Source organism: Staphylococcus pseudoxylosus (assembly GCF_044794325.1).
GTDB lineage: Bacteria > Bacillota > Bacilli > Staphylococcales > Staphylococcaceae > Staphylococcus > Staphylococcus pseudoxylosus.
The window spans coordinates 2314018-2329228 of the sequence record NZ_CP085024.1 but is presented as its reverse complement, the minus strand read 5'-3'; the positions used below and the strand labels follow the sequence as shown (position 1 = coordinate 2329228).

Here is a 15211-nt window from a genome sequence, read left to right as displayed (position 1 = left end):
ATGAATCAACACATACAAACTTGGATTTCACAATTACAATTGCAACCGCACCCAGAAGGTGGATATTATAAAGAAGTTATTAAAGGTACTACAGAAGATGCAAATCAAAGAGCTCAATATTCTAGTATTTATTTCTTATTAACGCATGACAATATTTCACATTTCCATCGTATAGATGCAGATGAAATTTGGTATCATCATGATGGTGACTCACTTACGATTCATATGATTCACCCTGATGGTAGATACGAACAAGTATCTTTAGGGAAGCATATAGAAAACGGTGACGTATTACAGTATGTAGTACCAAAAGGGACCATATTCGCATCATCAGTTGAAGGGCAAAATGACTACGCACTTGTTGGTTGCATGTGTCAACCTGCATTTGAGTTTGCACATTTTGAATTATTGAGCCAAAGTTGGTTGAACGAACAATATCCTAACTTAGAAGATATCAATATGCGTTATGCATTATCTTCCGAAGCTATTAAACAGAACAAATTTTAAATTCTATAAAAATTAAATTTGAGAGCCCGAGACATTACTTTGTGTCTCGGGCTCTCAAATCGTTAATACTGTTTCATTTTTATGTTATTTTGCAGTACCAAATACTTCTTTTGCAATTTCTACTACATAAGCAAGTTTTTGCCATTGTGCATCTTCCGTAAGTTTATTACCTTCTTCGGTAGATGCAAATCCACATTGAGGGCTCAAACAAATTTGATCTAATTTCACATATTGCTGAGCTTCTTCGATACGCTTAAGTATAGTATTTTTATCCTCAAGTTCACCAGTTTTTGAAGTGAATAAACCTAGTACTGCTGCTGATTTATCATTTGGGAAATAGCGTAAAGTTTCAAAGTCTCCAGAGCGATCATCGTCATATTCTAAGAAAAATCCACCTAAATTTTCCTGGAATAAATAAGGCGCTACTGGTTCGTAACCACCTGAAATTGCCCAAGTAGACTGGTAGTTCCCTCGACAAACGTGTGTTGTAATGAGTAAATCTTCTGGTAATCCTTGTACTGCTTCATTGACGACACGGAATGCAAGTTGACGTGCAGCTTCTTTTTCGTCTTCAGTGCGATCACGACCACGTGTTTTTTGAGTTCCTGATGTTAGGTTTGCCCAATAAACGTCATCTAATTGAATATAACGCGCACCCAGTTCATAAAATTTTAATAGGCTATCATGATATGCTTTGGCAACATCATGTGAATACGCTTCAATATCTGGATATATTGTTTCATTTAAAATGTTTGGATGGAAAAGTTGGTTAGGGCTTGGAATAGAGACTTTTGATATCCCGCGGCCGTTTACTTTTTCATGTAAGAATTGGAAATGTTCAAAATGGGGGTGATTTGGGTTAAATGCAACCTTGTCTACAATCTTCACATTATGATTTCTAGTTTCAACACCTTCGAATTCTAAACCGTGTTCGGATGTATAGCCTTGAACACCTTCTAAGTTCTCTAAGAAGTCGAAATGCCACCAACTTCTACGAAATTCTCCATCTGTAATACTATGTAATCCTACTTCTAATTGCTTTTCGATGATATGTTCAATCTCTTCATCTTCAATAGCTTTCAGTGCTTGTGCGTTGATTACATTATTTTTGTAGTCTTGTCGTGCTTTTTTTAAGCGATCTGGTCGTAATAAACTACCAACATGATCTGCTCTAAATGGTCTATGGATAACTGTCATGGTTAGGCTCCTTTATTTATGGAATTTTCTGAAAAATATAGATAAAATTTAACAGACTTCTTGGGAATTGTCAATTTCGCTTTTACACTATGAAATATAGTACAATAATACTAATCAAATTTTAAAGTTAAAAATAAAAGACATCAATATAATTCATGAGATGACATGTGAGAAACAGTTTTATATAATAATGACAAGGAGTTGGTGACAGTGAAAGTAAAATATATTGATAAGCGTCACTGGCGTCGCATCATTGATCGAGAATACACAGAGGTCAAAGTGAACAATAATAAGTTTAAAGGTATTATTGGTTTAGTCACTATGAAAAAAGTTCGAGAGCCATTAGAGGTATCAGTTGTTGGACAAAACATTATTGTTGCTGATGACAACTATCAGTGGTTACAAATCTTACCTGAGAAAAAACGTTATAGTATTACAGTGATGTTAGATGACAAGGGCAACCCATTAGAATATTATTTTGATATCAATTTAAAGAATGTTACACAGAAAGGAAATGCACGTACGATTGATTTATGTTTAGATGTGCTTGTATTGCCAAATGGATCTTATGAACTTGTTGATGAAGATGATTTACAACGTGCATTGGATACAGGACAAATTACTAAGAAACAATATCATGAAGCATATGTAATCGCGCATCAGCTTATGATAAAAATTGATGCCGATTTTCCAACTATGCAAGACAAAATTATGTATTGCTATCATAAAATCAAACAGAAAACAAAAGGACAGAAACATAGTAAACATAAGCCGAAAATAAACAAACATAATACGCATAAACCCAAACAACATGCACATGATAAACATAAACAACATAAACATACATCAACGCATAAACAAGGACAACAAAAGTCTTCACATCATGAAAAGAGCAAATAAATGTAATGTAATTAAAGTGTAGTTAATACGAATTGCAAACGATGCGAACTACAAAAACTCATGTATTGAAAAGGCATATAAGTATATAAATAAACGTGTTATAGTGAATATTGCATGTATAATGGAAAACTTAGAAATGCATGTAATCAACACAAATAAAAATCAGATATATTACACGATAATTAACAGGGGCTTATAAAAATAGGGGGATAATTATGAAGATTGACGATTATCGCTTGTTAACTACTTTGGATGAAACAAAAACATTGAGGAAAGCAGCTGAAATTCTCTATATTTCACAACCTGCAGTTACGCAAAGACTTAAAGCGATTGAAAATGCTTTTGGCGTCAATGTTTTTATCCGAACTAAGAAACAATTGATTACGACGACTGAAGGTACAATGATAATTGAACACGCTAGAGAAATGCTGAATAGAGAGCGTTTGTTTCTAGATAAAATGCAAGCGCATATTGGTGAAATTAATGGAACAATATCAATCGGTTGTTCGTCTTTAATTGGCCAAACCTTGTTACCTGAAGTGTTGAATTTGTATACGAGACAATTTCCTAATGTAGAAATTCAAGTTCAAGTTGGTTCAAGCGAACAAATTAAAGCAAACCACAGAGATTATCATGTCATGATTATTCGTGGTAATAAGATTATGAATTTAAGTAATACACACCTTTTTAATGACGAGCATTACTTCATCTATCCTAAAAATAGGAATGATGAACTAGAAACAATGCCATTTATCGAATTCCAAGCAGACCCAATTTATATTAATCAAATAAAAGAATGGTATGGAAATCAAATTGGGCAAGATTACCACGCAATGATTACAGTAGATCAAGTGGCAACCTGTAAAGAAATGTTACTAAATGGTGTTGGCGTAACAATATTGCCAGAAATTATGATGAAACATCTAGATCGCGAATTGTTCGAATTTAAACGTGTGGATATTGATAGTAAACCACTCATACGTTCTACGTTTTTAAGCTACGATTCAAGTATGACACAGTTGCCCCAAGTAGAGTCATTTATAAATCTAATGATGGAATATGTTGAGTAATAAAATAGATATAGGTTTGATTTAAGTTTTTATTTTATAATATTGAAATTATTGCACTGATGAAGAAATATATTATTAAGAGAATAGAGGTTGTCTGCATGTTTAGTGCCTTATTACATATTAAAAACTACAAATTATTTGTAGTGAATATGATGCTGTTAGGTATGGGGATAGCAATTACAGTACCATATTTAGTATTGTTTGCCACAAATGATTTAGGTATGACTTCCACGCAATATGGATTATTGTTAGCCTTAGCTGCAATTAGTCAATTTATAATGAATACGGTAGTTGCGCGTTTTTCTGATACGCATAATATTAATAGAAAATTAATAATAATTGCAGCCTTATTTATGGGGGCAGTTAGTTTTTCAATTTATTTCTATATACATGAAATATGGATTTTTATAGCAATGTACGCTATTTTCCAAGGGTGTTTTGCGCCAGCGATGCCTCAAATGTATGCATCAGCACGTGAATCAATTAATGCTTCTGCATCAAGGAATAAAGCTAAATTTGCCAATGCAGTTTTGCGGTCTATGTTTTCATTCGGCTTTTTATTTGGTCCTTTAATCGGTGCCTTACTACTAAGTGCTAATGGATATTCCGGCTTGTTTGGTGGTACGATTACAATCATTATCTTCACCTTATTATTGCAAGTGTTTTTCTTTAGGGATATAAAGACAGAACACACAGTTTCTGATGTAAACCATGTTGAGACTACAGCTCCCAATATGTTAAATGATAAGTCACTATTTGTTCCGTTTTTAGCGTTTATTTTACTACATATAGGGCAATGGATGTATACATTGAATATGCCGCTATTTGTGACGAAATACCTTAATGAACCAGAAGGTTTTGTTGGTGGATTAGCAAGTTTGTGTGCTGGATTGGAAGTGCCTTTTATGGTTATTTTAGGCATATTGTCAGCAAAACTGACAACACGCACCTTACTCATGTTAGGTGGTCTCTTCGGAGGGTTATTTTATTTTAGTATCGGTGTGTTCGAAAGTTTAGCCATGATGTTTGTAGGCCAAGTATTTTTAGCGATATTTTTAGCGATACTACTTGGTTTAGGAATCAGTTACTTTCAGGATATATTGCCAGACTTTCCGGGTTATGCCTCAACATTATTTGCTAATGCGATGGTTATTGGACAATTATGTGGTAACTTGTTAGGCGGTATAATGAGTCAATGGGTTGGTTTAGGAAATGTTTTCTATGTTTCTGCAGGATCTATATTTATAGGCATGATTCTCATTTTCTTTACTAAGGATCAAAAATTTACAGAAGAAAGTATGAGTAGTTAATAATGACAATTATTTTATGGTTATGTATTATAGCGGCATTTGTCTTAGCGTTTATCGGTTTAATTAAGCCGGTTATTCCATCTGTGCTTGTCTTATGGGTCGGTTTTCTAATTTATCAATTCGGTTTCCACAATGGTAACTTATCATGGGTATTCTATGTATCTATGATTTTGCTTACACTCTTTATAATCGTTGCAGATTTTATAATGAATCAATACTTTGTTAATAAATTTGGCGGTTCAAAAAAAAGTGAGTACGCAGCCCTTGTTGGTGTTATTGTAGGATGCTTTGTATTTCCACCTATCGGCATTATTATTGTTCCATTTGCTGCGGTATTAATTGTAGAAATGATTCAAGAACCAAATTTTTCAAAAGCTTTAAAAGCAAGTTTTGGTTCAGTTGTAGCATTCTTAGCAAGTACTATTGCACAAGCGATGATCATGATTATTATGGTAGTATGGTTTTTTGTAGATGCATTACTAATTAATTAAAATCATATTTTGAGCTAATAGTTTCATCTTGAGAATAAAGTGAGCAATTCATTTAATTCTAAGAGTACTGTTAGCTCTTTTTTTGTGAAAAATTATCACTCAAAAATTAAATTAGAACGATTAAATACACATATAATTTTAATGAAAGCGCATTAATATAATAAATTAATAAAAAATTAAGCAATTGCCTTGTTTTCACTAACTTTATTTTAGTATAATCACAAACATGTTTAAAAAAAGGAATAGGAGGGGAGTCAAAATGAAATATCCAATAGCTATATGGATGCTTGCTATCGGTGCGTTTGCAATCGGTATGACAGAATTTGTAATTATGGGACTTTTACCAAATATTGCAAGGGACTTTGATGTAACTGTGAGTCAAGCAGGACAGTTAATTACTGGTTATGCATTAGGTGTTGCCATTGGTGGTCCAATCATAGTTATGTTAACGATAAAATGGAATAGAAAGTATCTCTTATTAGTATTAATGGGCATCTTTATTTTAGGTAATTTTGCTGCTTCATTTAGTCCGAGTTATGGATTTATGATGACAAGCCGTATTATTACATCATTAGCACATGGTTCATTCTTTGGTATAGGCTCTATACTAGCCGCAAATATGGTTAGACCAGAGAAAAGAGCAAGTGCCATGGCCTTAATGTTTATGGGACTAAGTTTAAGTAACATCTTAGGTGTGCCATTCGGTACATTGGTTGGTCAGAATTTCGGTTGGCCAATGACATTTATTGTTATTTCTATTATTGGAGCGATTGCTTTAGTAGGCATCATTATTTTTGTGCCAATGCAACGTGAAACAATTAAATCTTCAGTATTAAATGAATTGAAAATTTTAAAAGAGAAGCGTTTATGGCTAACATTAGCAGTAACATTATTCGGTTTTAGTAGTGTATTTGCTTATTTCACATATATTTCTACAGTATTGACTGATGTATCTAATGTTCAAGAACATCTTATTTCATACCTACTAATTATATTTGGTGTAGGTGTTACATTAGGTAATGTCGTAGGTGGTAAACTTGCAGATTGGAATTTAAATAAAGCATTACAGATGATATTTACAGTATTTATTTTATATTTCGTACTGTTATACTTTATCCAAATGAACGGGTTCTTAATGGTCGCAGGTATATTCTTCTTTGGTCTAATAGGATTTAGTATGAGTCCATCACTACAGTTCAAAAGTACTTTAATTTCAAAGGATGCGCCAACGCTTGCTAGTACATTGAATCAATCAGCATTTAATCTAGGTAATGCCTTAGGTGCCTTTATAGGTGGTCTAGTTGTTACACATTTACCAGTAGCGTCCCTAAGTCTTATCGCACCTATTTTAACAGCGATAGGTTTAATATTCTTATTTATCAGTGTTGCAGTTGAGAAAAAAGAGGGCATGACAACTTAAATTAATGCGATCATGGTTAATAAAAGTGGAATAAATAGAGATGTAACTTGCTATATACACTTGTACTATACTTGTTCAGAAATGGTAATAGACTTTAGAAATCATAAGTAGAAATATTTTAATTTAGCTAGATAATAAGTTAGATAAAATAAGAGCCTGAGACATATCGAGTTATGTCTCAGGCTCTTGCTTTTTTTAATATTAAAATCATGCTCTCACTAAATCATAACGAAGTATTTGCATCTTTATTAATATAGTGATGATCGATATACAATGAAATTGGAATAATTATGAAAGAAATAATAATAAATGTCCAATTACTTATGAAAATGTAAGGACCTACAGCGAGCGCTGCTTGAGGTACAAAAAATACATAAAATATCGCACATAACAACAGTATAATACTGATGTATGTCATAACCCAAGTCCAATGTGATTTAGTAAAGCATTGCATTTGTACAGTTTTAAAAATCATCCATATAAAAATGAAAATAATGCTAATACCCACGAGTAACATTATCGGAAATGTGTATATATATAGTCGTTTAGCACCGATAAAAAAGCCAATAAATCCTTTTAGGAAACAAAAAATACCAAAGAAAAGTAAAATGTGTTGGAAAATATATTTGAATATGTTGATGAGTGTCTCGTTCGGCAATTTTTTAATTTCTTGTTTTGCGTGTGATTTAGGATCATGATTAAAGAAATCCATAGCGAGCGTGCCTTCTTTTTCGGCTTGTAATAATTGAGTTAATATACGATTCAACATCTTTTCGGAATCATGGGGATTCACACTTAGATCCGCGCGTACATATGTCATATAGTTTTCGAATGTTTCTCTATCAGTATTGTTTAATCGTAGTGATTTTACATTATTTTCACGCATTAATCTTTCAGTAGATTTCATTTGAATTCCGCTACCTTTTTTATAGAATGTAAGAATAAGATATGGCTTATTATGACGAATATCACAATATAAATCAACTTAACTTTTTTAAAGGAGGAATTATGAAACAACTTTCACTATCGCAAAATCAATTTATAGAAGAAATTGCCAACATACATGAGCAACAACTTGAACAACAGTATCATGATTACAAAAAAACTAATTTGTCAGTCGCTTTGCGTATAGAAATGATTGAGCGGAGCTTGAAATTAGAAGCGGGTCGCATTTTAATTGAAACAGTGGATGGCGTTTTATTAGGATTTATATGGGGTAGGATTGAGGCAGATGGGTGTAAAGTTGTGATTGAAATGCTCTATGTCCATCCTGAATATAGACACCAGGGTATAGGTGGCAAATTGAAATCTTCCATTGAAGCGTGGGGGATTAGTCATGGTGTTCAAAAAATAGAAAGTACCGTTGCATATAGCAACAAAAAAATGATTGAAATGAATTTAAATATGGATTATCAGGTAGAGAAAGTAATTATGTCCAAAAAACTATCAGTAATTAATGAAGATAATAATAATTAATGATAAAATTAATATATTATAATGAAAAAGGAGTTCTTACATGAAAAGGTGTTTGGCACTCATATTAGCAGCGACAGTTACATTAACAGCTTGTGGTAAAGATGATGAAAAAGCATCATTGGAAAAAGATGTTGATAAATTAGAAAAACAACAAAAAGATTTGAAAAAGCAAAAAGATAAATTAGAAAAAGAACATGATAAGCTGAAGGATAAATCTGAAAGCTTAGAAAAAGATATAAATTCAGAGACTTAAAACGCATAGATTGTTGGATAGTCGAATGAAATAAGGAGAATGAAAAAATATATCTGTATAATATATAGAAATTAGATTTAATTATATTTTAAAAATACGTTGTAATATTTCCTAGGAAATCATTGTAATATAGTTTTACTAATTGTTATAATGGGTATCATTAAACATAATGTGGATTAGTAAATACGTATAAAAATGCAAAGAAGTTGAAATATAAGGGAGTTATTAATCAATCAGTCAGGCTTGAGTTAACGACTAGTTTGGAGTAAGTTAAATTTTGATAATTTCCTTACATAGAAAAGAGGTAATGAATATGCACGAACAAGATTTCAATTTATTAGAAGGCAGAACTATCACTTTACCAGAATTAGGTAGAGAAATAGAAAATATTACAGGTAGAGAAATAAAAGACTCTACAGGTGAAATTAAACGTGTGATCGCACACTTACCAAACTTTGAATCTGATACAGATACTTTTGTAGCTACTTACAGATTAAATCATAAAAATGATTTTATTGATGCAACATTCACTGCACCAAAAAGTGAACGCGGCCGTTTGAAAGAAGTTGCAGTAAACGTAGAATTGATTAGTTATATTTCAAGAGCTTAAATGTTGATTATTGATAGAATATGTAGGTAGCGCGATATGAATTGTTTCATAACGCGTTACTTTTATATAGAAATTTATTTTCCAGTATAGAGGTGTAACATATGACAGTTTATATTGAAACTGAACGTTTAAGGTTACGTGACTGGCGAGAGGAAGACTTGCTGCCATTTCAACAAATGAACGCAAATCAACAAGTTCGTAGATATTTCCCTAGTTTATTAAGTTATCGACGTTCAGAACACGATATGAATAAAATGGATGAAGTTATATCAAAATATAATATTGGCCTATTCGCTGTTGAATTGAAAGAAACGAATGGTTGGTTAGGTTTTATTGGATTGAATTATGTACCTAAAGAAAGTAAATATACATTTGAAGAGTTGCCGTTTTATGAAATAGGGTGGCGCTTAATCCCTGAAGTATGGGGGAATGGTTTTGCTACAGAAGGTGCGGAAGCTGTATTGGCATATGCTAAATCTCAAGGTTTAGAAGATGTCTATGCCTTTACTTCAGAAAATAACGCAGCTTCTAGAAAAGTAATGGAAAAAATTGGCATGAAATTATACGATTATTTTGAGTATCCTAATCTTAGCAAATATCATCCACTTAAAAGACATGTTAGATATCATAAAGATTTATCAAAAAACGTCTGAGCAGCGTTGTTTTGATAGTATACACGCTCATTCCTACAAATGCATAGCAAGTAAGATAAAGGCTGAGGCAAATTTAATTGTCTCAGCCTTTATCATCTTATTGAGTTAGTGATATGTCTAGATGAGTTTCGCTCAGGTAAACTTTGTATCCTTATCAACCCTAGCCATCTTTGCTTAAATGAGAAGACGACATCTTTTTAAATAAGTTAGATTTCTGTCTCGCGCTCTATTTATGACGATGGGATAAAACGTGTTCGGATTATTTCGCTTAATTGTTTTAAAGCGACATCGATGTCATCAGTATCGATATAAGCATACGAGAAACGGATACAATGACGCGCATGTTTATCATAGACTTCACCAGGATTAATTAGTATATTTTCTGTAATAGCTGCATCGAAAAGTTTTTTCATATCGATGGAGAACTTAAATTGGAACCAAATATAAAATGACCCTTCTGGGGTGGACCACGAACCTAAATTACTAAAATATTTGTTCAGAGCTTCTAAAAATAAATTTCTTTTAATTAAAAGTTTATCTTTTAGTCTTTTGAGGTGTTGGTCGTGATATTGTGGCTGTGTTAACCATTCTGTTGCGATATATTGTGATATAGAACTTGCGCCATAGTCATTTTGCATTTTTAAATCAGCTAAATGTGCCGCAACTGAAGGTTTGGCAACGATCCAACCGACACGCAAACCAGGACTTACAGTTTTAGATAAGCTGTTCAGGTATAAAATATTGTTATTTGTATCAAATGACTTTAAGGGTTTGGGACGTTCATGCTTAAAATATAAGTCGCCATAAATATCATCTTCTACGATAGGCATATCGAGTTGTTCGCATTGCATGATAATTTTTTGTTTTTCTTCTATTGAATAACAATGTTGTGTTGGGTTGTGTAATGTCGGTATACAATAGAAAATGCTGTTTGCGTATTGTGCTCGTGCTTTAAATATATTGTTAATATTACTTTTAATATCAGAAATGCTTATTTTCTGTATATCAGCTCTAATATTATGCCAAGTACGTATTGAATTTATATATGAAGGAGATTCAACAATTATTTTGGATTGTGGGATAAGTAAACCATCTGCAATTAGTTTTAAACCTTGTAATGCACCAGAGGTAATACAAATGTGGTCAACGGTACATGTGATGCCTAATTTCTCCATATATTGTACAACTGCTTCTCTAAGCTTGAGGTTGCCTTGAGGTGGTTCGTAATTAGTGTTTAACACATTAGTATTACACTTACTCAAAATTTCTTTGAACTGTTCATTAGGTATAAGATTGGGAGCAAGTTCACCAGTACCTAAACGTATCATGTTGGCGTGGAATTCTAATTTGTTTATTTGTTGAACAAAGTACTGATTATTCTTAGTTGTACTATTGCTAATATAGTTTTGCCAATTGATATTGTTTCTAATATAAGTATGCCAAGTGTTTCCAGATACATATAAGCGTTGTTTCTCTTTACCTTTTATTATCCCCTGACTTTTAAGGATATCGATTGCTTGTATAACGGTAGAACGATTCACTTGATATTTTCTGGCCATATCTCTTTGAGAAGGTAACTGCATGCCTGGTTCTAATGCTCCGGTATCAATTTGTGAAATGACATCATCAATAATATGTTTGTATTTTGGTTTGAACATAAAATAACTCCTATATAATCTGGTTGGTATTTTAATTTGCATCTGGTTGGTCCAATTTCTGTGCATATAGTATAGCATAGTCGGTATAGATGTAATAATTGAAGGAGCGTAGTTTTGTATGTTGCAACCAGCAGTTCATGGATTACTTTTGGCTTTAGGACTTATATTGCCTTTAGGAGCTCAAAATGTTTTTGTATTTAATCAAGGGGCTAATCATAAAAGTATCTACAAATCACTACCGGTAATAATCACCGCTGGTTTATGTGATACATTATTAATATTATTAGCTATTTTAGGGGTATCATTTATTTTATTGTCTTTGCCTATTTTACAGATAAGTATATATTGCATAGGCATGGTCTTTTTAGTTTATATGGCATGGTCTTTATGGACATCACATCAATATCAACTTCAAACATATCAACCTATGACTGCTAAAAAGCAAATAGGTTTCGCATTATCAGTGTCATTACTAAATCCACATGCAATTATGGATACGATAGGTGTAATAGGTACAAGTGCTGCAATATATGAAGGCGTGGAAAAGGTAGTCTTTGCCATTGTCACAGTATTGGTATCATGGATTTGGTTTTTCTTGTTAGCGATAGTAGGGAAGATTATAGGACATGTAGATAAAACAGGGAAATATATTGTGGTATTAAATAAATGTTCAGCAATAATTATCATTATCGTTGTATTGATGATACTAAAACAGTTAATAGCAATTATTTAAATTATAAACAAAGGGCAAGGAAGCGAATTTAAAATAATTTACTTCCTTGCCCTTGCTAGTTAGTCGTAAGTTCTAACGCCTAATGGTTTATAATGATTGATAGTTTCAAATAGTGATTCTGTTGTATCACATAAGGGTGCTAAAGTATCGTATTTAGCATCAATAAAGCCTTCTTCAATCATATGAGATAATAGGGATTGTAATGGATCGAAGAAACCGTTGATATTAAATACAGCAATCGGTTTTTGATGAATACCGATTTGTGACCAACTATACATTTCAAAGAATTCTTCTAAAGAACCAGCGCCACCAGGGGCCATGATAAATGCATCTGCTAATTCAGCCATTTTGTTTTTTCTTTCATGCATAGAGTCAACTAAAATAAGTTCCGTTAATTTCTTACTCGTTATTTCTTTTTCATTTAACATATTAGGCATAACGCCAATAGCGCTACCACCATGATCTAGTACGCCATCTTGGATTGCCCCCATAATGCCTACAGAACCAGCTCCAAAGATTAATTCATAACCTTTTTCGGCCATAGTTTTACCGAGCTGATAAGCTTCTGACATATACGAAGGGTCATTTCCTTTACTAGCGCCACAGTAAACAGCAATTCTTTTCATGTTTAATCCTCCTTGTTCAAGTATTGGTCTTGTAATATAGATGAAAATGCAGATTCAAATTTAACCAAATCTTGTTCTGTAAACGCAGAAGGGCCTTTTGTACGGCCGCCACTTTTTCTAAATTGTGCACTCGTATGCCTTTGCTCAAGTAAAGTGTCAATATTTTGGTGGTTATATACAAAGCCTTTATGATGCATGACAAGCTTTGTTTTATTAAGTAATAAACTTGCAAGGCCATAATCTTGCGTAATTACTAAATCATCATTTCCTGCTAGTTTAACAATCCTATAATCAACAGCATCTGGTCCATCATCGACATAAATGGTTTTTACATGTTCTGGTTGTTCTATAGTAGAAAAATGACTGAAACTACGAACGATTGTAACAAAAATGCCTGTCCCTTCAGTCAATTCAATAACTGAATTGATTACAGGACAAGCATCTCCATCTATAATGACTTGTGTCATTAGTGTTATTCGCCTTTATTTTCGTTGTTTTGTTTTACAACGCTTTTAGCAACGTAGTCTTTATATTTTTTGAATTCAGATAAGCGTGCTTTTTTATCTTTTGCTCGTACTTTATCTTCTTCTTTGTGGCGTTTGTCGATGTTTTTTTGTAGGATTTTATCTAGTTTTTGAATGTCTTTACGGTTTTCTTTCTCTAATTTTTCGCCTTTTTTCTCAGTTTCATCGTCAAGTTTGCCAGGTGTTAGTCCAACTTTCTCCATATGTTTGTTAGATTTTTTCATATCTTTAATACGCTGTTTTTCATTATCTTGACGTGCTTTTTCTTCTTCTTTATGACGTTTGTCGATATTTTTTTGAAGAATCTTATCCATTTTTTGAGCTTCTTTGCGATTTTCCTTTTCTAATTTTTCGCCTTTTTTCTCAATATATGCTGGATCGTGTTCTTTAGCGATACGTTTAAGTTCTCGTTTTTGATCGATGTCGTGTTTCTTATCTACTACATATTCTTTTGCATGAGATGATTTTTCTACGACAGTATCTTTAAATTGTACAGATTTATCTGCAACTGTTTTAGAAGCGTTTACGGTTGCATCGCTCGCTTTTTTAACGTCGGGGTGATCTTTAATTCGTTTACGTTCAACGATTAATGGTACTAAAAACACAGGAGCCACTGTGATTATTGTTTTAATTAATTGCTTTTTGTCCATATGCGTTGCCTCCATTTAATTTATACTATCTTCATATTACCCTATCATACATGAAAATAAACGGTAAATATAGCCTGAGTATAGGATTTATTAGGGAGAAACAGACTAATATTTAAGAAAAGAATAAAAAGCGGATAAACATCTAAGAAATAGAGAGATGTTTATCCGCTTTAATGTTCAAGCGTTTAAATTAGACTTTAAATTATTCTCCTGTGATACCTTGTCCAATACCAAAGCCGAAGTATAGAATGGCGATGATAATGACCAATATAATTCTATAAATTGCAAATGGTATTAATTTAATTTTACTAATTAAGTATAAGAAAGTTTTGATTGCAATTAATCCAACAATAAACGCGGCGATAAAGCCAAGAATATAGAAGCCAATGTGATTTAATTGAATATATTCCAAGTTTTTTACTAGTGATAAACCACTTGCTGCAAGCATGACAGGCACTGCCATAATAAACGTAAAATCTGAGGCAGCCTTATGATTCATTTTCATTAATACACCAGTAGAGATTGTTGAACCAGATCTACTAAAACCTGGCCACATCGCTATGGCTTGAGATAGCCCAATAACAAAAGCTTGGAAATAATTGATTTGGTCTACAGTTTGTGGATTTGTAACTCTTTTACTGTAGATGTCAGCAATAATCATATAAATGGCACCTATAAACAACCCAATCATTACTGTTGGTACACTGAATAGATATTTTTCGATAACATCATCAAAGAGCAAACCTAACACACCTGCAGGAATCATACCTACAATGACATGTAATAAGTTTAGACGTTTTGGCTTTTGGCCAATACCATCGATAGGTTCTGCTCTGTATTTACCTATATGTAACATTTCGAAATAACGCTCACGAAACACCCAAGCGCCTGCGAATACTGAACCTAGTTGGATGACAATTTTAAATGTAAATGCAGATTCAGATCCTAAAAACTCACTCGATTTCAACCACATATCATCTATGAGTATCATATGACCTGTTGATGAAACGGGCGCGAATTCTGTTAAACCCTCAACGATACCTAGAATGATACCTTTAATCAATTCAAGTATTAACATAATTTACCTACTTTCATAGTACTTATAAAATTTTGTGTATTTTCATTTTTTAATG

18 protein-coding genes are annotated in these 15211 nt (G+C 32.7%); 11 read left to right on the top strand and 7 right to left on the bottom strand.

Annotated features, from left to right (window positions below):
• Positions 1-507: a cupin domain-containing protein gene (locus LG295_RS11205; protein ID WP_107531671.1), complete on the top strand. Its 507-nt coding sequence runs from the start codon at positions 1-3 to the stop codon at positions 505-507.
• Positions 508-591: 84 nt separating this feature from the next.
• Here the strand turns inward: LG295_RS11205 and LG295_RS11200 are convergent, their stop codons facing one another.
• Positions 592-1704 carry a 5-methyltetrahydropteroyltriglutamate--homocysteine S-methyltransferase gene (locus LG295_RS11200; protein ID WP_404475932.1) on the bottom strand — a complete coding sequence of 371 codons (1113 nt, stop codon included), beginning with the start codon at positions 1702-1704 and terminating at the stop codon, positions 592-594.
• A 210-nt stretch (positions 1705-1914) separates the two neighbouring features.
• Here LG295_RS11200 and LG295_RS11195 point away from each other — a divergent pair, with 210 nt between their 5' ends.
• From LG295_RS11195 to LG295_RS11175, 5 genes are all read left to right on the top strand, one after another.
• On the top strand, positions 1915-2604 hold the full coding sequence (locus LG295_RS11195; protein WP_199186508.1) for a DUF402 domain-containing protein: 690 nt from the start codon (positions 1915-1917) through the stop codon (positions 2602-2604).
• 215 nt (positions 2605-2819) lie between these two features.
• On the top strand, positions 2820-3674 hold the full coding sequence (locus LG295_RS11190) for a LysR family transcriptional regulator (RefSeq protein WP_107558309.1): 855 nt from the start codon (positions 2820-2822) through the stop codon (positions 3672-3674).
• A gap of 98 nt (positions 3675-3772) precedes the next feature.
• Positions 3773-4984, top strand: coding sequence for a sugar efflux transporter (locus LG295_RS11185; RefSeq protein ID WP_325999514.1), 1212 nt, complete (start codon positions 3773-3775; stop codon positions 4982-4984).
• Between the two features lie 2 nt (positions 4985-4986).
• Positions 4987-5475, top strand: a complete 489-nt coding sequence (locus tag LG295_RS11180; protein WP_107531666.1) for a DUF456 domain-containing protein — start codon at positions 4987-4989, stop codon at positions 5473-5475.
• Between the two features lie 259 nt (positions 5476-5734).
• Positions 5735-6895 (top strand): MFS transporter, encoded by a 1161-nt coding sequence (locus tag LG295_RS11175; protein WP_107531665.1) that lies wholly within the window; start codon positions 5735-5737, stop codon positions 6893-6895.
• A gap of 223 nt (positions 6896-7118) precedes the next feature.
• Here the strand turns inward: LG295_RS11175 and LG295_RS11170 are convergent, their stop codons facing one another.
• A complete protein-coding gene (locus LG295_RS11170) occupies positions 7119-7802 on the bottom strand; it encodes a DUF1129 family protein (RefSeq protein WP_326024669.1) in 684 nt (227 codons plus the stop codon).
• 101 nt (positions 7803-7903) lie between these two features.
• Here LG295_RS11170 and LG295_RS11165 point away from each other — a divergent pair, with 101 nt between their 5' ends.
• The 4 genes from LG295_RS11165 (at position 7904) to LG295_RS11150 (ending at position 9887) form a co-directional block, all read left to right on the top strand.
• Entirely contained in the window at positions 7904-8371 is a 468-nt protein-coding gene (locus tag LG295_RS11165) for a GNAT family N-acetyltransferase (RefSeq protein ID WP_326020359.1), read from the top strand.
• 40 nt (positions 8372-8411) lie between these two features.
• Positions 8412-8624 carry an SA0632 family lipoprotein gene (locus LG295_RS11160; protein WP_107531662.1) on the top strand — a complete coding sequence of 71 codons (213 nt, stop codon included), beginning with the start codon at positions 8412-8414 and terminating at the stop codon, positions 8622-8624.
• A 313-nt stretch (positions 8625-8937) separates the two neighbouring features.
• Positions 8938-9234 (top strand): hypothetical protein, encoded by a 297-nt coding sequence (locus tag LG295_RS11155; RefSeq protein ID WP_017722579.1) that lies wholly within the window; start codon positions 8938-8940, stop codon positions 9232-9234.
• Between the two features lie 101 nt (positions 9235-9335).
• The gene (locus LG295_RS11150) at positions 9336-9887 is read left to right on the top strand and encodes a GNAT family N-acetyltransferase (protein ID WP_107530494.1); all 552 of its coding nucleotides are present in this window, start codon (positions 9336-9338) and stop codon (positions 9885-9887) included.
• Between the two features lie 230 nt (positions 9888-10117).
• Here LG295_RS11150 and LG295_RS11145 read toward each other — a convergent pair whose 3' ends face one another.
• Positions 10118-11545: a PLP-dependent aminotransferase family protein gene (locus LG295_RS11145; protein WP_318833088.1), complete on the bottom strand. Its 1428-nt coding sequence runs from the start codon at positions 11543-11545 to the stop codon at positions 10118-10120.
• A gap of 118 nt (positions 11546-11663) precedes the next feature.
• Between LG295_RS11145 and LG295_RS11140 the strand changes: the two genes are divergently transcribed.
• Positions 11664-12278, top strand: coding sequence for a LysE/ArgO family amino acid transporter (locus LG295_RS11140; protein ID WP_107530492.1), 615 nt, complete (start codon positions 11664-11666; stop codon positions 12276-12278).
• Positions 12279-12337: 59 nt separating this feature from the next.
• On the opposite strand, the gene LG295_RS11135 is transcribed toward LG295_RS11140, so the two are convergent.
• The 4 genes from LG295_RS11135 to LG295_RS11120 form a co-directional block, all read right to left on the bottom strand.
• On the bottom strand, positions 12338-12904 hold the full coding sequence (locus LG295_RS11135) for a TIGR00730 family Rossman fold protein (RefSeq protein WP_107530491.1): 567 nt from the start codon (positions 12902-12904) through the stop codon (positions 12338-12340).
• 2 nt (positions 12905-12906) lie between these two features.
• The gene (locus LG295_RS11130) at positions 12907-13371 is read right to left on the bottom strand and encodes a YaiI/YqxD family protein (protein WP_107530490.1); all 465 of its coding nucleotides are present in this window, start codon (positions 13369-13371) and stop codon (positions 12907-12909) included.
• 5 nt (positions 13372-13376) lie between these two features.
• The gene (locus LG295_RS11125; protein WP_107530489.1) at positions 13377-14078 is read right to left on the bottom strand and encodes a hypothetical protein; all 702 of its coding nucleotides are present in this window, start codon (positions 14076-14078) and stop codon (positions 13377-13379) included.
• Positions 14079-14280: 202 nt separating this feature from the next.
• Positions 14281-15156, bottom strand: a complete 876-nt coding sequence (locus tag LG295_RS11120) for an undecaprenyl-diphosphate phosphatase (protein WP_107530488.1) — start codon at positions 15154-15156, stop codon at positions 14281-14283.
• Positions 15157-15211: the final 55 nt, after the last annotated feature.